The organism is bacterium (assembly GCA_026416715.1).
Taxonomy (GTDB): domain Bacteria; phylum UBP4; class UBA4092; order JAOAEQ01; family JAOAEQ01; genus JAOAEQ01.
Genome location: JAOAEQ010000001.1, coordinates 38,872 through 60,984, shown reverse-complemented (window position 1 = coordinate 60,984; position 22,113 = coordinate 38,872). Strand labels below are relative to the sequence as shown.

Sequence of the window (22,113 nt, the reverse complement as noted above, 5' to 3'; positions counted from 1 at the left end):
ACATTTTTCCAGCCTAGCGATAAGGGCGAACGACGCATGAATAGTTCGCCCTTCATTTTTTCCATACCACTAAACATAAATTGTTAACTTCACTTAGTGATATAATATTTATTTGAAATCAACGAATGGGGTGTGAGATATGAAAAGACGGTTAACTTATATCATGGTATGTCTCCTATTAACGCAATTCAATTTGGTTTTCGCTGATTGGACTTCAGTTGCTCCAGGAATAGATTATCAGCAGTTTCTAACGTATGTGCCGCCCGGACCGACTAATGTCTATGTAACTCGGATGCATCGCGATTCAACCAACTGCGTGATTGATACTATACTTGCCCAAGGGAGATTAAATAAAACCGGATTAGCTTCCGGTCGCGAAGTGCTAAGTAGTATGGTTAACCGATATCAGGATACAATCAACTATTGGGGTAGTACAACTTCGTATGTGCAATATTGGGGACCACGCACGCAAATTGTTGCAGCAATTAACGGTGATTATTTCAATCCGACGACTGGGGTTCCTTCCGGCGGTCAGATTATCGGCGGATGGTTTGCGAAACGTTTTCCGGAATATGGCGGAAATAGCGGATTCTTCTGGAAATTAAACCGAACCTGTTATCTAGGCGGAAATGTTCGCAATGGCGATGCGCCAAGCGTGTTTGAACAATTAGTTTCATTTGGCGGGAACTCAGCAACAATAACAAAACTGAATACGACCCGAAGCACGAACGATTTGGTTTTATATACGCCACAATACGGTCCTTATACTTATACCGATAACAATGGAACAGAAGTTTTAGTCCAGATGGTTCAACCAAATTTATCGTTTCCGCAACGGACGTGGTTTGCGCTGGGAACGGTCAGCCAGATTCGACCAAATGCAGGGTCAACGCCGATTCCGTTCGATAGTGTAGTTTTTTCCGGTCACGGAACCGCAGCAAGTTATCTCAATAGTCAGTGTACGGTCGGTCAGGAAGTGCGAGTCTATATGCATATAAAAGATTGGGGGATTTCAACGTCAGAAAAATGGAACATCCCAGCTCCGTTACCATACGACCAAGATTGGGGTAAAGTATATGCAAGTATTGGCGGAGCGGTTTATATCGTGGTGAGCAGTAAACCATGGTTTGATAATTGGAGTGAAACTCAGTACACGATTCGCCGACCACGAACCGCGGTTGCATTCAATAGTAGTTATCTTTATTTTGTTGTTGTTGACGGTGATAGACCGGGAACGAATGAAGGGATGTTGTTTACCGAATTAGCGAAGTTCTGTGTTGATACGCTACAAGCGGAATTTGCAATTGCGCAAGATGGCGGCGGGTCATCCGAGCTCTGGGTAAACGGGCAGGTTAAAAATAATCCGTCTGATGGAACTGAACGAGCAGTAGCTAATGGGTATGTTATGGCAATCATCCTCCCAATGAGTAAAACTTCTACTTACTCAACCGGTGACAAGGTTATGGCGAAAACGAATGCTGAAGTTCGCCTTGGTCCTGGAACGAATTATGCCGTTATTGCAACTGCACCGAGTGGAATAACCGGCAGAATCGTTTCGCATTCGATTAACGGCATCTATGCAACCGGGAAAAACTGGTGGAAATGGAAATTTGCGGATACTGAGGGATGGACGGCAGAAGAGAATCTGGAATATGTTCCTGCGGGGAAAATAAACGATTGGAAGAAATATTAAATCAGCGAACCGAAAAACCAAGGAACGAAAGAAACAAAGAGCAGAAGAGATAGGATCCCGCCTATGGAAGGCAAATATACAGTTTTATATTGCGACAATCATCTTTTTAGGTATATTATAATTGCAAAAATAAAATACTTTCAAATTCAAATATAGAAGGAGTAATTGCTATGAGAAAAAACTTTATTATTTTAGGAACTATACTTGGGCTATTTTCGATATTAAGCAGTATGGTATTTGCAAATTGGATTCCGATAGCTCCAGGAATAGAGTATTCATCATTAACCATTGCAGGACCAAATCGGATTTTTATTACCCGGTTGAGTCGCGCTTCAACGAATTGTATCATTGATAGTGTAACTGCGTGCGGCCGGTTGAACAAAACCGGATTACCATATAACGGTCGTGAAAGTGTAAGCTTAATGGCAAACCGCTACGATGACACGATTAATTATTGGGGTGAAGGAACTGTAAATTATTGGGGGAATCGGTCACAAGTGGTTGCGGCGATTAATGGTGATTTTTATAATTATAGTGCAGGCACTGCATTCGGTGGGACAATCGAAGGTGGCTGGTTTGCAAAACGGTATATCGAATACGGTGGCAGCGGGTTCGTGTGGAAATTGAATCGAACTTGTTTTCTGGGTGGTGATGTTCGAAACGGTGATGTACCAAATGTTTTCCCGCAATTAGTTGCGTTTGCTCAGAGTACTGCGACCATAACTCGGTTGAACTGGACTCGAGGTACAAACGATTTGGTTCTCTATACACCGCTCTATGGACCGCATACGTATACTGATAATAGTGGTGTTGAGGTAGTGGTTAAAATGGATCGACCGAATTTACCGTTTCCGCAAGGAACATCGTATGCCAGAGGTAATGTTGTGCAAGTTCGGAAATTCCTGGGTTCCACTCCGATACCGTTTGATAGTGTAGTTTTTTCCGGACATGGAAATAAAACCACGCTGCTAAGCCAATGTACGGTTGGTCAGGAAGTGCGGGTCTATATGCATGTTAAAGATTATGGAACTCCGACTACTAGACAATATCCATTACCTGCTGATCAAGATTGGGGGAAAGCTTATGCAGGTATTGGTGGAGGCGTATATTGTGTGGTAAGCAGTCAGGTTCCGTCAGCGGATTGGGCTGGTAACATTGATGTCCATCCGAGAACTGCAGTTGCGTTTAATTCAACATATATTTATTTTGTTGTCGTTGATGGTAGAACGAGTAATAGTGTTGGGATGACCTATGATCAACTCGGTTATTTCTGTCGAGATTCGCTCGGAGCACAGTTTGCGGTTAATCAAGACGGAGGCGGTTCTTCAACCCTTTGGGTTAAAGGATTAGGGGTAGTAAATTATCCGTCAGATAGTTCGGAACGATATGTAGCTAATGGATTGGTTATGGTGAATGTATTACCGATGAGTAAAACTAGTACATTTTATTCAAGCGCAACGGTTATGACGATTGCTTCGACTGCTGCACATTTAGGTCCGGGAACTAATTACGGAATTGTAAGCTCATATCCGGGTGTGCAAGTTGGCACCGTCGTTTCGCATTCACTTAACGGCGTCTTTGCAAAAGGACAGAATTGGTGGAAATGTTTATTCGGTTCCACGGAAGGGTGGGTGTCAGAAAATCAACTTGCGTTTATTCCGTCGAATAATTCGAATAGATTTGCTTCTTATGATACGATAACTACACTTATGGCTACGCCGGTTCGGTTGGGTCCGGGAATAGGTTTTGGTATAGCAACAACTATTCCGGCGCTGCAGGTTGGAACAATAATTCCGCATATTCTTAATGGAATATATATGAATGGAGAACCTTGGTGGCAGGTAGATTTTGGTGGAGTCCAAGGTTGGGTTAATGAACTATCTATCCCTATTAAATTGGTTGACTTTGAAGCTGTCATTGAACCCGATAATAAACAAAATTGGCAATAATATAAAAAAACATTCATGTTAATTCTGCTACGCTGAATAAGAATCGAATTGAGCAAATTCCAGCGTCTGGACTTTGCACATTATTTTTTACTGTTATGAAAATAAGCGGTGATGTATTATCTGTTGCGGTACTTATCTCAAGTTGGTTTTTAACCTCTGCTGGATTTACTGCTTGGCAGAATGTTGGACCAGGCATAGATTATTCTTCCTATACTATTGCTGGACCGGTGCGTATTTTCGTTACGCGGATGTCTCGTTCATCAACCAATCTTTATATAGATACCTGTCTCGGTCAAGGGAAACTCCGGAGTTTCAATAACCGGGAAACGGTTAGTGGAATGGCAAACCGATATAACGATTCATTAAGCTATTGGGGAAGTACTACGTCAGATAATAAATACTGGGGCAATCGCGCGCAGGTTATTGCGGTTATCAACGGTGATTTTTTTGATATAAATAGTACGGGGGATGCTATCAACGGCGTGATTCATTCCGGCTGGTTCTGTAAATCTTTTTCCGGTCAGACATATCCGCAAGGGAACGGGTTCGTTTGGAAATCCGACCGAACCTGTGCACTAGCAGGATATGTTGCCGGTGAAGATACGACGAATCTGGTTATCATCACTTCGGTTGGTTCAGCGACGATTTCGCATGTTAACCGTCCTCGCGGAACAAATGAACTTATCCTTTATACCCCGCAATATGCGGAGAAAACTTATACGGATGATTCCGGAACCGAAGTGTTAGTCCAGATGACTGAACCGACATTCATTTATCCAACAACGAACGTCTATTATTCAATCGGCACTATCCTTCAGGTACGGAAAAATCAAGGGTCAACATTCATACCATTTGATGCAGTAGTTTTATCCGCTAGTGGAACTAAAACCACGTTCTTGAACCAATGCAATCCCGGCCAACAAGTTAAAATTCAGATTCATCTTAAAGTGAATGCATATACCGGCAAAATTCCTGCACAAGATTGGACTCGCGCATTTGCGTTTGTTGGCGGTCAATATTATACCGTTATCAGTAGTCAGGTACCGGTTGCGGATTGGTCTATGACCAATTCGTTTGTAACCACGCGGCATCCACGAACTTGTGTCGCATATAATTCAACGTATATTTATTTTATTGTTGCTGATGGCCGGACTACAAATAGTATCGGGATGTCGCTACCTGAACTTGGATATTTCTGTCGGGATACGCTCGGGGCAGAGTTTGCGGTTAATCTTGATGGCGGCGGGTCGTCAACGCTCTGGGTAAACGGACAGGTGAAAAACTATCCTTCCGGCGGGACAGAACGCGCAAATGCGAATGGGTTAATGATGATTAATGTTATTCCCATGAATAAATCGAGCTTGTTCTATTCTTATGCGACTGTAACGACCGTAACTAGTACCCAAGTTCGGCTTGGTCCGGGAACGAATTACGATGTTATCACTACGCTTGCTGGGAATAAACTCGGGGTTGTAACCAACCATTCCCTGAACGGTATCTATGCGAAAGGACAATATTGGTGGAGAGTAGATTTCGATAGTTGCGTAGGTTGGGTTGCGGAAGGAGCGTTTGCTCTCGTTCCTATCCAACTCATTGATTTCGAGGCTTATCCTGAAGTTTCAGCTGGGATACATGGTTTCGGGTCAGAAGGTGAACATAAACAGATATATCCGATGCCGATGTTAGAATAGCATTAGAATTAGTCGTGTATTTTATAGAAAGCAAAGGCTGAATATTATCCTGATAAATTCGAGCAGTAGCCTTTGCTTTTTTATTTATACTATCTTATCAATTACGAAGTTTGTTATGATATTTCAACTATGTACTTTTCTCTTTTAATTGATTCTTTGGAGGAATCATTAGATGCGTTTAGTTATAAGCAAAAGTATTATAGTAGTATTGCTCATTGGTTGTATAGGAGTATCATTGAGTAGTATGGCGAACTCTGCAATTAGATATGATATCAAAGAGAAAGTCGGGGATATGGATTTCCAATATATTCCCGGTCAAGGGGTGAAACTAACCGTATTTGGTGTACCAGTTTTTAATGGCAGTTCACTCTGGGTGATGACTCCCGGCTGGTTATCACGAATTTATGGTATGAATGACCAGCCGAAATTAATGGAAGAAGCAACAATTGAGCCGTATAAGAAAGGCAAAAAGATAACCCTGTATCATTATTTATCTGCAGAACATAATTGTCCTTTTTCTGGAACCGAAACGTTTATTCTCTTACCGGATAATACCTATACGACTACAATCGAATTCACTTTAGCGCAGGACACTCCGGCAATTATCGAATGGAACGTCGGTGGATTCAATCCATTTTTAATCATCGGGAAATCCTATTCTGCAATAACCGGAACCGCAAAACGTTCTCTCCTAGGAATAATTCCAGTCGAAGCGAGAAGCAGCGGTATTGCTGAGAGTATGGTCGCTCGCGGATTTAGTAGAATTATCCTGACCTCTCGTATTGGGCCTATAGAAATAACTTCCGACCCGCAGAGTGACCCTGTGTTTTTCGATTATCGGAAGAACCAATGGGCAGATGAAAATAAACCGTTATTTTGGCTAGGATTTCTTGAACGAGATATTCCGCCAAAAAAAAGGATTTCATATACAATTTCAATGAAATTTCCGCAACAGATGAAATTCGAATCTACTTCATCCGGTATGACTTCTATCCATCCATCAGTTAAAGTAGTTGATAATGCGCAAACCCCGAATTGGGAACAGAACTATATTATTCCGATTCCGAAACATCTAAAATATACCGGTCAGCTATTTCCGGTGTCAAATAGAACTAAAATATATCTTGGGAAAAAGCCAACGGGAACGATTGAAAATGCCATCGAATTCTTTTTACGAGATCTAAAAGAGTTATATCAGATCCAACCGATGGTTGTTTACGATGAAGTGCCGTCCGGTAAAGAAAATGAACCCGCAATTGTATTAGGTGAGAAACTGCGATATACGATACCTTATAGAAAGTGTGAAGAGAAAGGATTAACGTTACCGGATAATAATGAAGCGTATTGTCTGAGCGTAGATGCAGATAATGTTTTTATTACTGCGAATACTGATACCGGCATATTCTATGGGTTAACCAGTCTCCTCCAATTAGTAAAAGTTACCGACCAGGGTATCTATCTGAAAGGCGCTGAAATCATTGATTATCCAGCATTAGAATTTCGCGGTATCCATTGTCTATCTGGAAAAGATGCCGGCGATGAAATTGCGAAAGCGGTTCGCACACTCATGGCACGATATAAAATCAATACACTCATCTGGCAGGTAGAATATCTGTTATGGGATTCACATCCGGAAATAGCCAGCGCTCAATATGGTATGACTAAGTCTGATGCGCAGAAAGTTGTTGATACGGCAAAAAAGTATCATATCGAACTTATTCCGTTAATTCCTTCTCTGGGTCATACGGAATGGATATTTACGAACAGCCAGCATCTGGATTTGGCGGAAGACCCAGACAAACCTTATGCCTATTGCGTCACCAATCCAGAAACATATACCTTTATATTCAGTATATTTCAGGAAGCGCTCGAATTTTTCAAACCGCGCTATTTCCATATCGGACATGACGAAGTTACGACTGACGCACGGTTTCCTTATCGAAGTAAAAAGTTCGGAAAAACGGCAACGGATTTGATTATGGAAGATATCAATAAACTGCATACTTGGTTAACTGAACGGGGTATAAAAGTTATGCTTTGGGGCGATATGTTCTTACATCGAGATGAAGCGAGTTCAGCAGCGTTTGCGCCGTCGGTTGCAGAAGCGAAAAAACGGCGGGCACTGCTTCCGAAAGATGTCGTTATCTGCGATTGGCATTATGATGCAACGGATACTCCAGAAACCTTCAAATCCTTAAAACTTTGGAAAGAAGAAGGATTCGATGCGATTGGTTGCGGCTGGTATTTTGCGAATAATATCCGGAATTTGGCAAAAGCTTGCCGGATGTATAAAAATAAAGGGTATCTCCAAACCACCTGGGCAGGATTTAATTTTAAAATTGACGGCAATGAGCCGAGTTGGTTCCAATACTGGGCATATCTTTGGGCAGCGAATTATGCCTGGACGGGAGATAATCTTGAAGTGAGCAAACTACCGTTTAGCGCAAAACAGGTTTTTCTCGATGTATGGTCAGAACGAAAACCAATATTGGAAAAGAAATCAGGGTTTTTCATTGATTTACAGGAAGTATATAACCGTCGTTTGGATGATGATAACCGAAAAACTGGTTGGCTCGGATATGGTAGAGATTTAGACTTATCAGCGTTTCCGAAAGACCGGAACCTTTTTGGAGAAACCCAATTTCTGATACATCCGAATTCGCGCAACGAATCCGCTGTGGTTTTCTCTGGCAAATTCAATCCGACAGGAAGCTATCCGGAACAGCTCGAGGTTGCATTAGACCACCTTCGCGTTTCCGAACTCCATTTTCTGATGACCGCTGCATTTCGAACGAATGATAATACTGACGTTGGCGAAATAACCTTTTTCTATACCGATGGAACAAAAACCTCCCAGAAACTAATTTACGGCAGAAATATCTTCGCATTTAATGATGTTCGAACCGGACTCGGATGTCGTCTGGTTTGGCAAGGGAACGCGAATCTGGGACAGCCACTCGGGATGTGGGACGTTATCTGGGAGAACCCGAATCCGGATAAGAAACTTACGAAAATTGCTATTCGGTCATTTGGAACCGAAGCGAGTCCAGTTATTCTAGCTATTACAGGGGTAAATTAAAAATACCGTATGACTAAACCACAGCTTCCCGTTGATTCAGACAATTTTATTTCTCGAGCGACACCATATCCGGAATTGCTCCAGATGATGAAACGGCTTGATGGCGATATTATGCTTCTCGGTGCAGGCGGCAAAATCGGACCGTCATTAGCGATGCTGGCAGATATTGCGTGTCGTCAGGCGAAAGTTAAAAAACAAATTATCGCGGTAGATATCAATTTCGATGAAAAACAAGAGCATATATTGACCGCCGCAGGAATTAAACTAATTCGCTGCGATCTATTGAATTTGAAAGAGGTGCAGAAACTCCCGCAGGTGAAAAACATCATTTTTCTGGTTGGTCGGAAATTCGGCGAACTCGGTTCTGAACCGTTAACCTGGCTGATTAATGTTATCGTTCCGAATAATGTCGCCCAAACATTTAAAGAATCTAATATCGTTGCGTTTTCTACCGGCTGCGTTTATGCGTTAACCTCTCCGAAATCCGGCGGCAGCAAAGAAACAGATCCGCCAGCTCCTATCGGCGAGTATGCGCATTCCTGTTTAGCTCGTGAACGGATTTTTGAATATTATTCGAAGAAATATGGAACTAAAGTTCTTCTTTTCCGATTAAATTATGCAGTAGAAAAATGGTATGGTGTTCTGGTTGACATTGCAGAACAGGTCTATGCACGAAAACCGGTTGATTTAACCGTTAGCTGGACGAATGTTATCTGGCAAGAAGACGCTATCAACCGGGCGTTGTTATGTTTAGCGCATACCGCTAGTCCGCCTAAGATTCTAAATGTTACAGGAAAAGAGATTCTCTCAGTTAAATATATCGCGCAGCAGTTTGGAACATTATTTAATGTTCCGGTAACCTTTACTGGAACCGATTCGGGAAAAGCATATTTAAGCAATCCCAGTCAATCATATAGACTATTCGGAGCACCGAAAGTGTCCGTTTCGGAAATGATAACTATGATTGCGGATTGGATTCAGCATGGTGGTAAACTGCTTGGGAAACCGACCCATTTTCAGGTTACCGATGGACAGTTTCTGGATAAGAAATAACGCGTTTCAAATTTAGCATTTAGCATTTTTCATTTTGAAATTTGCAATACTAATTTTGCAATTTAACTTGACAGAAGTATATCTCCAATGTTATCACAATCTAAATTAGAATTACTAAAGCACGGTGTGGTTATCCCTGCTTCACCGCTTGCGCTCGATGCGAATCGGAAGTTGGACGAGAAACATCAGGTAGCGTTATACCGTTATTATGCTGCAGCAGGAGCGGGCGGAATAGCGGTTGGAGTACATACGACCCAATTCGAGATTCGGCAACCCGAATTCGGGTTATTTGAACCGCTATTAGAACTCGCTTCGAACACGATTGATACGTTGAGTAACAAACATCAGCGAGCAATTCTAAAAATCGCTGGTGTATGCGGAAAAACCGCACAAGCGGTTCAAGAAGCAGCATTAGCCGCGAACCTCGGATACGACATTGCCTTGTTAAGTTTAAGTGCATTGAAAGAAGCGACTGATTCAGAGTTGATTTACCATTGCAGAACCGTTAGCCAAATCATTCCGATTATGGGATTCTATCTGCAACCGGCGGTTGGTGGCAGAATCCTCTCATTTGATTTCTGGCGGAAGTTTGCTGAACTTGATAATGTAGTCGCAATTAAAGTTGCACCGTTTAACCGCTACCAAACGCTTGATGTCGTTCGGGCGGTAGCGATGGCTGGTCGAGAACATGATATTGCACTCTATACCGGCAACGATGATAATATTATTCCCGATTTATTAACTCCGTATAGCTTCACGACCAATTCCGGAATAAAAACTTTGCGGTTTAAAGGCGGATTACTCGGGCAATGGGCAGTATGGACTAAAACTGCGGTTGAGTTGTTAGCGGAAATCCATACAATTATAGATTTCAACCAGCCGATACCACCTACATTACTCCAGAAACATATCGCATTAACCGATGCGAATGCGGTTATCTTCGATGCGGCGAATAGTTTTGCCGGTTGTATACCTGGGATAAACGAAATTCTGCGCCGGCAAGGACTGATGCAGTATTCCCATTGTCTTGACCCTAGGTTATGTTTATCTCCCGGTCAGGCGGTAGAATTAGACCGTATCGCCAGCGAGTATCCTTGGTTAAACGATGACGAGTTTGTTCAATCCCATCTTGCTGAATGGCTCTCCTAAAAAAATCATTCACCGCAGAAGTCGTTGAGAGCAACGCTTTCTAAAGTTTTATATATTCCATCTTGACAAATTCATTGACATAGGTTTATGATACCTATACCTATAATACAGGAGGGGTATCCTATGCAAAAAATAGTTATTTTGAGTATTGGGATTGTATGTTTGCTATTAAGCAGCTCGGTTTTCGCCGTAACGGTGCTATGGTATGGACAATCGAGTTTTGTTATCACCGGAGAAAAGGGATTCCGAGTGGTTACTGACCCGTATAAACCCGGCGGGTTCGATGGCGCGATCGGATATAAACCGATAACCGTTTCTGCCGATGTGGTCACGGTTAGTCATGAACATGCTGACCATAATTATGTTGAGCAAATTGGCGGCAATCCGACCGTTCTTCGTTCTCCGGGAAAACAAAAAGTTAAAGAAGTCGAAATTATCGGTATCGAATCGTTCCACGATAAAATGTTCGGGGTTCAGCGGGGTAAGAATACGATTTTTAAATTCGCGATTGATAGCATTACCTTCTGCCATCTTGGTGATTTGGGCACAACCTTAAGCAAATCACAGATTGAACAGCTTGGGAAAATCAATATCCTCATGATTCCGGTCGGCGGAACCTATACGATCGATTGGCAGGATGCTTGGAAAGTTATCGACCAACTCAAACCGAATATCGTTATCCCGATGCATTATAAAACCGATGCGGTCAAATTCCCGTTAGCTACCGTTGCCGAGTTCTTATCTAAAGGCGGAACAGAAAAGGTTGACCAGACTACCGTCTCTAAACTTGAAATTTCTAAAGATAAACTGCCGAAACCTACGCAAATCATCGTTATGCAGTACCTGCAGTGAAAAGCAAATCCGAATATTAAATATCGAAATCCGAAACAAACACTATCCGAAACAGGGATGAACGAGCTCGAGCTCGTTCATCTTTACTCCGCTAAGAATGCGGAATCGATTCATAAATCGTTGCAAGCAAGTTTGGCGAGAAAGAGTTGAAACGTAGTCTTAGGTTCTACGAATAATACTCCAAATTTCTCTGCGGTCTCGGTGGCAGATGTTATAATTTTGCAGGGTTCTTTCGGTTGACTTCGCGGAGAACGAGTTTCGCTAGCGGATTAGTCGGATTCAGTTGTAATGCTTGTTCCGCATATTGTTTCGCTTTGCCGAAATTCCCTAGCGCGAGATAACCGATAGCCAGCCGATGATATACTACCGGTTCATTTGGATTCAGCTCCAATAACCGTAATCCGGTAGAAATGAGTTTATCATATTGTTTTGTTGCATGATACAATCCGGTTAATCCGCGATATAACGTAGTATTAGTTGAATCAATTCCTATCCCCCAGAGATAAACCTGTTCCGCTAACTCATATCGTCGCATCTGCCGATATTGTGCTGCTTTTTTTGCTATCGTTTCTTCCATATAGTTCGGGTTATATTTGAGAATCTTCTTCCACACGTCAAACTGGTCAAGTGGTCGCCCCATTTTTTCATACACTTGCGCTAGTCGGTCTAATGCATCGGTTGACGGCGGATAAATAAACACGGTTTTCTTATATTCGGTTATTGCCGCAGGGTAGCGTTCCAGCTGTTCGTACGCGAGCCCAAGTTCGTAATGTAAATCTCGATATTCTAAATCTTTCTGCGCCAGTTTGAGATGTTCAATCCCCAGATTCAAATTCCCGAACCGTAAATACGCTAGTCCGAGATAGTATTGCGCTCGACCGGAATTCGGTTGCAATAGCACTGATTTCATCCCGGCATCAATCGCTTGCTTGAGTAGCCTGATTCGTTCAGATTGGTCAGGGTCGTTTTCTAATCCACTTGCACGGGTTAGATAATATGCGCATTTCTGTTGATATTTATTGGCTAGGAGAACGATAGATAATGGAATGAGTGTAATCCCATAGATGATAAATGCAATGATGATAATAGCTAGGTTCCGAGTATTCAACCGTTGTAAAGGTTCGGTATCTATTACAGGACTCGGTTTGATTGCAATAATCCGTTTCGCATTCATCACCAACGCGACCATAAATAGGAATAATAATGCTAACGGCGCAATATGGAGCGGGAAATCTACCAGCGATTGAATGAGAACTCCGATACTTCCGGCATAGAGTCCGGCGAATAACGTTGCATACGAAACCTGATTTTCCGGATGTTTTACTTCCAATTCATTCATTCGTTTCATTGTTTTCCAGCCGATGCGGAGATAGATAAATAGCGCACTGAGTCCAATGAGAAGCCCGAATATTCCGAGTTCTGCCCAGAGCTGGAGATACTCCTGGTGCGCTTGGTTGGTTAATGCGCTGGTCGGTTCAAGTTTGGAATCAGGGTATCGTTCGAAGTATTTTCCATGATATAGGGGGATGAGATATTTAAATGCACCGAGGCCGACTCCACGAACCGGATGGTCGCGAATCATCTCCCAAGTCGTCGCCCACATCCGAATCCGAGTATCGCTAACGTAGGTACGCCAGGTTAACCAGGTTTCAGAAAATCGTTTAACTACCGAAACATTCCATGGGTTCAGCGGGCTTTTAACCGATAGCAAGCCGATAAATCCAAACAGGATAACTAACGCGACGATAATCGCTTTATGATATTTTTGCCAGAGGTTGTTCGCACCATATCGCTGAATCAGGAAATAACTGAATATAATCAGACCAGTGAATGTTCCCATCCAAACCCCACGGGATAACGTCGCTACGATAACAAATAAGAACCAGAGTAGCAGAACTATAATCCCGATGTTTTTCGATGGCTTGCGGTTTGCATGCAGGAGCCAGCCGAGTAAGATGAAACTAGTCATCATCAGATAGCTGGCAACTCCATTATTATGTCCCATCGTTGCCATCATCCGGTTCCGGTCTTCCGCTCGAGGAAGAAATCCCCAGAGATAAATCTGCTGGTTCTGGCAAGTAGCAAAAAAAGCGGTGATAATTCCTGCAGCGATGATTGGGATAAATAAGAGATACATTGTTTTTCGGTCTTGAATTTGGTCGATGACGAGAAAATAGAAGATGATAAACAGCGCCAGTTTACTAAACTCCTGCGAACTGGTATAAACCGTCGGAGAGTAGAATATCGAAATTCCAGCGAGAATTAACAATGCGATAAAAGGGAAATCTAACGATGACCGGGTGAAGGTTAGTTTCTTTTCAATGAGTTTCTTCGCAAGGACGGTGAATAAAAAAAATAGGATAAGCGCTTGGCAGAAGGTTTCTTTGAGTACCAAGTTATGGAACCCACCTTCCGGCCAGCGAATCATTATGATTGGCGCAAAAAAGAATAGAACGATTAATCCAATGAACCAGAGTTTATCTAACCATTTGATTAGTTGCATATATGTAATATCATTACCTAAAACAGTCGGGTTTGGCAACTTTAAACCTGATTGAAAAGAGCTCAGTACATTTGCATGAAGAAGGAAATTTTTAAAGACAAAAAGTTAACCATTGACTTATCCAGCAAACTCCGGAATCTGGAGTTTGTTTTTGTTCACAAAATCAATTTGATATGATAGCTATCTACTGGATAATCGAAATAGAATCAATAGTCGAGCAAATATGTTCCTGTCTACAAAAGTTGGAATTTCAGACTTTACTTTTTGAATTTTGTCTACTCGGTGTAAACTTATTGGATAGATTCATATTTCTGTCCAAAACCAATTGATTGTACTTGCAAATTTGATGTTTTCGGAGTAGGATAATCGTATCAAAATAAATTCTAAACCTAAAATTCAAATCGTAAAACTTAACGTTAAAGTATTCATAAGGTGGTGAAACAAAAATGTTAGCGGCGTTGTATTTCTTCTGTTTATTAGTCGGATTGATTTACGCGATTATTGCTACTATCCTTGGCGGGCATCATTTTGATTTCGGCGGTGGGCATGAAGTGGATATCGGCGGACATGATGTCGGGACAGAAGTTTCCGGCGGTGAACTCCAGTTTTCGCCGTTATCTCCGGTGGTGATAGCAACGTTTATAACCTCATTCGGTGCAATGGGATTAATTGCATTATTTGCATTAAAAGTTTCTGCGCTGGTAAGTGTTTTGGTTTCAGTTGTAGTTGCGTTAGCGATTGCTGCGATAGTATTTATGCTATTTGCGAAATTGTTCAGTGTAACCCAAAGTTCGAGTGAAGCGCAGATTAGTGAGTTGATCGGAACAATTGGCGAAGTGATTACTCCGATTAGCGCAACTGGTTTAGGTGAAGTAGCGTATATCCAGCGCGGGAGCCGATATTCATCACCGGCGAAATCCGCTGATGGTAATCCGATTGACCGCAACGTGAGTGTTAAAATCGTAAAAGTAGTTGGAAATACGGTGTACGTAGAACCAGCGGCGGAAGAAAAAACCATAGCAGAATAATTGTTAATAATGCCAGATGCCATATTGTCGAATGTCATAAATCATTGAAGAACGAAGAAACGAAAACCATAAAACCTGTTAGAACATTAATTTTTTAGTTATTTATTTTTTTTCCATTTTTTCGTTACTGGTTAATGTGACATTGGAATTTAGGCATTAAGACATTCTTGAGAACAAGGGAGGTTTAATATTTTATGTTCGATGCAGTTGGTGGTTCGTTTGTAATACTTGGCGCAGTAGCGATTGTTATCGTTATCTTTCTAGGTGCGGTAATCTATGCGCGGCGGTATGTTAAAGTCGGACCGAATACTGTGTTGGTTATCTCCGGTCGAAAACGGACAATTCGTGATCCGGATGGAACGAAACGAACGGTCGGATTTCGCGTGGTTAAAGGCGGTGGTGCGTTCGTCTGGCCGATTATCGAACGGTCGGATTTGCTCTCATTAGAATTGATAACCCTCGATGTAACTACTCCGGAAGTATATACTAAATACGGTGTGCCGATTATTGTTGATGGCGTCGCTCAGATTAAGGTTAAAGGCGATGATGTTTCGATAGCGACCGCTGCTGAACAGTTTTTGAGTAAAACCCAGCCGGAAATAACCCGAATCGCTATCCAGACGGTTGAAGGCCATTTGCGCGCTATCCTCGGTACGTTAACCGTTGAAGAAGCGTATAGTAACCGGGATGCGTTTGCGCAGAAAGTGCAAGAAGTTGCCTCGAGTGATTTAGCGAATATGGGATTAACGATAGTGAGTTTCACCATTCGCGATATTCGGGACAAAACGGGGTACCTGGAAGCGCTTGGAAAACCACGGATTGCCCAGGTTAAACGGGATGCGATTATCGGGGAAGCGGAAGCGCAACGTGATGCAACGATTCGTTCAGCGGAAGCGAACCGGGACGGGCAGACCGCAAAATTCGCTGCAGATACGAAAATTGCTGAAGCGCAACGGGATTATCAGATGCGAGTAGCGGAATATACCGCTGCGGTAAATCAGAAGAAAGCGGAAGCGGATTTAGCGTATGATTTGCAGAAGTTTAAAACCAGTCAAGCGGTTAAACGGGAAGAAGTGCAGGTGCAAGTAGTTGAAAAAGAGATGTCGATTAATGTTCAGGAAAAAGAAATCGAACGGAAGAAAAAAGAGTTAACCGCTATGGTAGAGAAGCCGGCGGATGCGGAACGGTATAAAGTCGAAACGTTAGCGAATGCGGAAAAGTATCGGTTGCAGACGACTGCGGTCGGTCAGGCGGATTATACGAAAGCGACGGGATTCGCACAAGCGGATGTGGTTAAAGCGACTGGACTAGCGGAAGCGGAAGCGAATAAAGCGCGCGGACTAGCGCAAGCGGATGTTATTAAAGCGCAAGGGTTTAGTGAAGCGGAAGCGAATAAGAAGAAAGCGGAAGCATGGCAGGCGTATAATGAAGCGGCAATCGCGCAAATTCTGATTGAGAAACTGCCGGAAATAGCTAAAGCGATAGCGGAACCGTTAACTAAAACTGAAAAAATCGTTATCGTTAATACCGGCGGAGATAGCGCTGGTGCAGCGAAAGTAACGAAAGATATTGCGAATGTAATTGCGCAATTGCCGCCGGTAGTTGAAGCGTTGAGCGGGGTTAACCTCGAGGAATTGGTTAAAAAGATTCCGGGATTACAGCAAACTCCAGAGAAGAAGAACTAAGATTTAGCTACAGAGACACTAAAAAATAGAAACGGTTCATTTCAAATTGCAAATTTAGCATTGCAACTGTTAAATTTAAAATGCTAAATGCTCAATTTAAAATGAAAATTGTCCCCGTGGCTGTTTATTCATGAAACTTTCTATTGTTATTCCGATTTATAATGAAGAAGCGCTCTTGCCAACCGTGTTAGAACGCGTTCGGAAACTACCGCTGGATAAAGAATTGATTTTAGTTGATGATTGTTCGAGCGACAGAACCTGGCAGATTCTCCAAGAGCAAAAAGCGAAGTTTCCAGCTGATACTGTTATTCTCCGCCATGAAAAAAATCAGGGGAAAGGAGCGAGTATTCGCACCGGATTAGCGCATGTTACCGGCGATATTGTCATCATTCAAGATGCGGATTTAGAGTATAATCCGGAAGATATTCCGGCGGTAATCCAGCCGATTGTCGAAGGAAAAGTTAAAGTTGCCTATGGCTCTCGGTTTCTTGGCAGTATCAAAAAGATGCGGTTACCGAACCGGATTGCGAATTATCTTCTCGCATGGTTAGTGAGCCTCCTTTATGGTCAACGAATTACGGATGAAGCGACCGCATATAAGGCGTTCACCACAGATGTGATTAAACAGATTCCATTGACCTGCACGCGATTCGAGTTTTGCCCGGAAGTAACGGCAAAAGTGTTAAAACGAGGATATAAGATTATCGAAACACCGGTTAGTTTTGAAGCGCGAACGTTTGAAGAAGGGAAAAAAATCGGCTGGCGAGATTTTATCGTTGCAGTATATATCCTTCTGAAATACCGAATTAAAGATTGACCGCCAAGACACTAAGGTACTAAGTATAAAAAAATTAGGTGTTTATTGCTCTTGGTGACTTGGTGGTAGTTAATATTATTTTTTTATTCTCAGTACTCCCGATACATCACCAATCGCAATCACATCTTCTACGATGCCATAGACTGGTTTGAACGGTCCGTATCCGTTTCCTTGTTCTTTCGAGAGCCAGATTTTGATTTTTCCGGATTTCGTGTTGAAGGTTTCCTTTGCTAACACGACATTGAGATAATAGTCTCGTTCTTCCTGGATAACTAACCGTTTCCGTTCTTTGTTAGTGGTTTCTTTAGAAGCGATATGGATAATAATTTCTGCAGGTTTATTTCGAATAGGGATAGAATCAATGGTAATCGTTTTTCCAAAATCTATTGTTCCATACACGCCATATCGGAGATTATAAAATGCAACTAATGGGTCATCGAGTAGTCTCCCTGGTTCGATATCCTGTTCACCTTCTTTAATTAATTTTCCGTATTCCCAAGATTTCCAGCTTAATTTATGCGTGGAATAATCGGCAAAGGTTATATTCCGTCGGGTTTTCCCGAGATAAGATACCTCTTTTTCAAACCGATATGACCGTAACCGTTTCCCGCCATCAACTTCTTCTACATACGACCGATATAAATCTTTCCGCATCAGGGTTAACAGACGTACCAGATGTCGGGTTCGCGCTTCCAACGTAATAATATAGCCCGGACCATTCTGGTTCTTTTCAAAAGTAAACCTTCCGTAGGCAGCATTCGGTATCGGGAAAAAACTGATATCATACAATAATTCCTCTCCATCAAACGTCTGTCCAATCGTCTTTGTCGCGGGAGAAGAAACTTCATTTACCGGATATCCATCTGGTAGTAAAAGCAACAAGAAAAATATAAAAATAAATATTTTTTTCATGATATATAACGCTAACCGCAAAGCTCGCAAGGTTTAGCTTGGTTCGTAAAAGGAATCAGATTATTACAACTATTCTACATAATAAATACTTTGCGTTGTTGCGGTTAAAAAGTTTATTTCTTAATTCGTTGCCCAGACACCGTAATTTTGCCGGTGAATAGATTATACCAAGCGGACGTGCGGTATAACGACCAATCAATTGCCGGCTGGATACATTCAAGTTTTTTAAGTCCACCGAGTAATCGGGCACGGTCGTAAATTCGCGACCAGGCGCATTTCCGTTCCGGATACACTTCGCATTTATTTTCCATTGATCCGCCGCAAGGACCGTTTCGCAACTGTTTTGGGCATCGCATCGCACAAGCGTATGCAGTCGTCCGAACAATACACTGCCCGCACATCGAACATTTAAACAGTGGTTCTTTAACGCAGCGTTCCACGAGATAAAAAGTCGTACTTACCGTTCGTTCAATTCTCCCTCGTTTCGCTCGCATACAGATTTGCTCCTCTCAAGATAAAAATTCCTAAATAGTATAGCATATCTTCAGTTTCGCTTCCCTGTTCTCTATGGTATAATTAAAATAATAATTCTGTAATCTGATTGAATAATCGGTGTAATTGTAATTGTGTGCTTGATATATGAAATCGTTTGAAGAGTTAACTTTCGAAATGCTTGACCATAAAGAAGCGCTCGATGCCGCAATTCGGGAGTATGAAACTGCAGTGAGAAACATGCGGAAGAAAAGCCAAATCCGACTCTTGTATATTTTTCTACTGCTCGCACTTGCCGCACTGTTATTCCTTATCTCCGTTTGGAATATACCGCAGTTCTGGTATCAGCCGAAAATATTGATGCAGCCGTTGATTTGGGTAGCGTTAATTATGTTAATCATCGCATTCATTATGGCAAGCGGTCTATTCCAGCAGCAGACTCGGTTTAGAATGGAAGAAAAACGGTTGCGACAGAAACGCGAACTATTGACGGAACAATATGCAGAAATAGTCAATCAGCTAGAAAAACTTCGAACCGCAGCGCAACGTGGAACTAAAACACCCCCGCCAACCGTCCACTGATTTCCCTATTGGAATAGCGATTTCCCGATTTCCTATCTGAAGCGGATTTGTTGTACTATGCGCGATTATTTTTCTATTCCTTATTGGAATCGAGAAAGATACTGCTTGCTCAACCGCTGGATTGCACGTAGTCCGGTTAGTTCGTTATCCCCGATATTAAAAATAAAGTAACCGGAATGCATCGAGCATATTCTTTCCCCGATAACTTAATGTTCGTGCATCGTGCCGGACGACACCAGGTATTAACATCTGTTGTTCTGCATGTTGCGTTAATATAAATTCAATTTTCAATTCAACCGGTGGTTTTACTTTAAACGGTTTAAATTGGTGATTTCGTGCAACTGCTCGTTTCGCAGCTTCTCGAATCCGATTCCGTGCAAGTTCAACCGGGAGAAGTTTTGCAGATTGCCGGGCGACCGGTTCTTTGACAGCGACCGTCTCGATATGTCCGAGGAGTTGTTGCGCTTCTTTAACCGCAATTGTATCTCCGGTAACCAACCCAACCGGTACGCCAAATTCACCAGCTATGGCTGCAGATAGAAAAATTTCCCCAATCTCTTTTCCATTGACCCAAATCCGGCTGATAGTTCTGCTTGACATTGAATGGTTTAATAGCCCTTCACTTCCTGACATCGCATGGTATCCGATTAAGAACATTAAATCGACCGATTTATCTAATCCATCTAATCCAAACTGACGCAGTTCACCGCTGAACAATTCCACTGCCGGATGAAGGTCTTGGATAAACATATTATATCCGCGACCGTGCCCGTCGTTGACGATAACCTGTGCATTTTGAGCTACAGATAACGCGCCTTCCACAGCGGCATTAACATCTTCAGCCATATATTTTCGCGCAAGTTCGTATTCCCTTCCTGTAGAAGAGAATGTCTGATCTTCCGAACAAAGCCCGCTGATACCTTCTAGATCTGTTGCAATAAAAATTTTCATTTTCAATATTGACTCCACCAATTTTTTAAGATTAAACAGATATCATTATAATACTATATGAAGCATTATTTTCGCTAACTTTTTGAAGAATAAATTCCGGTTAATCCGCTCAAACTCCTGTTAAGATTCTTTTTGGAGATGGGCTACGGTCTCAACATGGAACGTCTGCGGAAACATATCAAACGGTTGAACTGAAAGAACCTGATATCCGAACGGGATTATCAAACTCAAATCTCGCGCTAACGTTGCTGGATGGCAAGAGACCAGAATAATATCGTTCGGTAGCAGTTCGCCGAGTCGTTTGATTACTTTCGGATGAATCCCCGACCGTGGCGGGTCGAGGATAACCAATTCAATCCGGTCTGTCAAGTCAAGCAACCGCTGGATAGTTTCTTGGCTTAAAAACTCTGGCATTAGAAAATGCCCTTCTTTCTTCCAGACTCGAAACACTTTTTCTGCAGGTCCAGCGATAAACTCGATGTTTGATATCTTTTGCGATTGAACAGCGAGATGCGCAAATCGAATTGCTGAAGTATCAGAATCTATCCCAATAACATAGTTAAATCGCTTAGCCAATCCTAGTGCTAATAACCCGATTCCGCAATAGGTGTCTATTGCTACCTGATTTCCTGAAATCGGCAGGTGCAAAATATATTCGTATAATTTCTCGGCAACTACGGCATTTACCTGCAGAAATGTTGAGACTCCAGCGAACCCAAATAGCTTGATCGACTCTGCTTCAGCGGAGAATGGTATTTCTTTTAAGTCTAGGGTTAGGGTTATCGGGAATTGTTTTTCCCCAAACAGAATTTCAGTTTTCTCTTCAGTCCAGAGATAATCGTTACGGTCTGGACTCAAATGGATAAACACGGTGCTGATATCAGGAAGTTGTTTAACAAGATGGGCAAACTGATTCAGGTTATCCAGCTTCTTTTCGCGGAGAACAAGCCCAACAGCGAGAATTCCATTAAACGACCGCAGGATTAAATACCGCAGGTTACCCTGTTCGGTTTGCAGCATATAAACATCTTCGGGAGAAAAAGCTTGATTAATCGCTTCAACTATCGGTTCGAGAATCTGCTGGAGCGGTTCTTCTAATAATAAACAATTTTTGATCGGAACGATTTGTTGATACGCATCCCGCGGATGCAAACCGACTGCAATTCTGCCGTTATCAACCGTCAGCGGAAACGTCATTTTATTCCGATAGGCAAACTCTTTTCCTGCAATCACTGCGGTTGGCAGAATATCTAGTTTCGCAAGATGCGATAAAGCATCGGATACCGTCTGCTGTTTATACGCTAACTGCTCAGAATAATTGAGATGCTGAATTTGGCACCCTCCACAAGCTGGATAATGGGGACAAGGAGGATTAACTCGTGCTGGAGACGGTTGCAGGAGTTCAACGATACTCGCTCGAGCCATTTTCCGATATCGGGAAACGATTTGAATTTTGCATTTCTCTCCAGGAAGTGCTCCGAGAACGAAGATAACCTTGTTTTCATATCGGGCAACCCCTTCTCCATGAGAAGATAATCCCGATATTTCGACTTCAAATGGTTCTAGTGGTAGATTTAATGGCATAGAATAATATCGTGGGAATAGGTTTTTAATCGCTGTAATCAGGTTTTCCTATGAAATTATATCAGAAAATAGGGTAAAGAAGTTTAAGAAGGA

The 22,113-nt window shown here is 42.3% G+C and carries 16 protein-coding genes; 11 read left to right on the top strand and 5 right to left on the bottom strand.

All coding sequences use genetic code 11. The annotated features are described in order from the left end of the window. Nucleotides 1-139 precede the first annotated feature (139 nt). The 7 genes from N3A72_00225 to N3A72_00195 all read left to right on the top strand — a co-directional run bounded on the left by N3A72_00225 (nt 140) and on the right by N3A72_00195 (nt 11,466). The gene (locus tag N3A72_00225) at nt 140-1,693 is read left to right on the top strand and encodes a phosphodiester glycosidase family protein (protein MCX7918037.1); all 1,554 of its coding nucleotides are present in this window, start codon (nt 140-142) and stop codon (nt 1,691-1,693) included. A 170-nt stretch (nt 1,694-1,863) separates the two neighbouring features. Next, nucleotides 1,864-3,642 (top strand): phosphodiester glycosidase family protein, encoded by a 1,779-nt coding sequence (locus tag N3A72_00220; GenBank protein MCX7918036.1) that lies wholly within the window; start codon nt 1,864-1,866, stop codon nt 3,640-3,642. A 95-nt stretch (nt 3,643-3,737) separates the two neighbouring features. Beyond that, nucleotides 3,738-5,333 (top strand): phosphodiester glycosidase family protein, encoded by a 1,596-nt coding sequence (locus tag N3A72_00215; protein MCX7918035.1) that lies wholly within the window; start codon nt 3,738-3,740, stop codon nt 5,331-5,333. Nucleotides 5,334-5,577: 244 nt separating this feature from the next. After that, entirely contained in the window at nt 5,578-8,412 is a 2,835-nt protein-coding gene (locus N3A72_00210; protein ID MCX7918034.1) for a beta-N-acetylhexosaminidase, read from the top strand. A 9-nt stretch (nt 8,413-8,421) separates the two neighbouring features. Continuing rightward, complete coding sequence (locus N3A72_00205; GenBank protein MCX7918033.1) at nt 8,422-9,465, top strand: NAD-dependent epimerase/dehydratase family protein; 1,044 nt, start codon at nt 8,422-8,424, stop codon at nt 9,463-9,465. Between the two features lie 87 nt (nt 9,466-9,552). Then, nucleotides 9,553-10,614: a dihydrodipicolinate synthase family protein gene (locus N3A72_00200; protein MCX7918032.1), complete on the top strand. Its 1,062-nt coding sequence runs from the start codon at nt 9,553-9,555 to the stop codon at nt 10,612-10,614. 123 nt (nt 10,615-10,737) lie between these two features. Then, nucleotides 10,738-11,466 carry an MBL fold metallo-hydrolase gene (locus tag N3A72_00195; GenBank protein MCX7918031.1) on the top strand — a complete coding sequence of 243 codons (729 nt, stop codon included), beginning with the start codon at nt 10,738-10,740 and terminating at the stop codon, nt 11,464-11,466. Nucleotides 11,467-11,677: 211 nt separating this feature from the next. On the opposite strand, the gene N3A72_00190 is transcribed toward N3A72_00195, so the two are convergent. Next, nucleotides 11,678-13,969: an O-antigen ligase family protein gene (locus N3A72_00190; protein ID MCX7918030.1), complete on the bottom strand. Its 2,292-nt coding sequence runs from the start codon at nt 13,967-13,969 to the stop codon at nt 11,678-11,680. A gap of 446 nt (nt 13,970-14,415) precedes the next feature. Between N3A72_00190 and N3A72_00185 the strand changes: the two genes are divergently transcribed. The 3 genes from N3A72_00185 to N3A72_00175 all read left to right on the top strand — a co-directional run bounded on the left by N3A72_00185 (nt 14,416) and on the right by N3A72_00175 (nt 17,499). Continuing rightward, nucleotides 14,416-14,997, top strand: coding sequence for an NfeD family protein (locus tag N3A72_00185; protein MCX7918029.1), 582 nt, complete (start codon nt 14,416-14,418; stop codon nt 14,995-14,997). A 194-nt stretch (nt 14,998-15,191) separates the two neighbouring features. After that, a complete protein-coding gene (locus N3A72_00180) occupies nt 15,192-16,682 on the top strand; it encodes an SPFH domain-containing protein (GenBank protein MCX7918028.1) in 1,491 nt (496 codons plus the stop codon). A gap of 130 nt (nt 16,683-16,812) precedes the next feature. Then, a complete protein-coding gene (locus tag N3A72_00175; protein ID MCX7918027.1) occupies nt 16,813-17,499 on the top strand; it encodes a glycosyltransferase family 2 protein in 687 nt (228 codons plus the stop codon). Between the two features lie 75 nt (nt 17,500-17,574). Here N3A72_00175 and N3A72_00170 read toward each other — a convergent pair whose 3' ends face one another. Both N3A72_00170 and N3A72_00165 read right to left on the bottom strand, forming a co-directional pair. Beyond that, the gene (locus tag N3A72_00170; protein MCX7918026.1) at nt 17,575-18,411 is read right to left on the bottom strand and encodes a DUF3108 domain-containing protein; all 837 of its coding nucleotides are present in this window, start codon (nt 18,409-18,411) and stop codon (nt 17,575-17,577) included. Between the two features lie 113 nt (nt 18,412-18,524). Beyond that, a complete protein-coding gene (locus N3A72_00165; protein ID MCX7918025.1) occupies nt 18,525-18,905 on the bottom strand; it encodes a methylenetetrahydrofolate reductase C-terminal domain-containing protein in 381 nt (126 codons plus the stop codon). A gap of 145 nt (nt 18,906-19,050) precedes the next feature. On the opposite strand from N3A72_00165, the gene N3A72_00160 reads away from it, so the two are divergent. Continuing rightward, complete coding sequence (locus N3A72_00160) at nt 19,051-19,485, top strand: hypothetical protein (protein MCX7918024.1); 435 nt, start codon at nt 19,051-19,053, stop codon at nt 19,483-19,485. Nucleotides 19,486-19,641: 156 nt separating this feature from the next. Here N3A72_00160 and N3A72_00155 read toward each other — a convergent pair whose 3' ends face one another. Then, a complete protein-coding gene (locus N3A72_00155; GenBank protein ID MCX7918023.1) occupies nt 19,642-20,436 on the bottom strand; it encodes a M55 family metallopeptidase in 795 nt (264 codons plus the stop codon). A 120-nt stretch (nt 20,437-20,556) separates the two neighbouring features. Further along, complete coding sequence (gene rlmD, locus N3A72_00150; protein MCX7918022.1) at nt 20,557-22,020, bottom strand: 23S rRNA (uracil(1939)-C(5))-methyltransferase RlmD; 1,464 nt, start codon at nt 22,018-22,020, stop codon at nt 20,557-20,559. Nucleotides 22,021-22,113 lie beyond the last annotated feature (93 nt).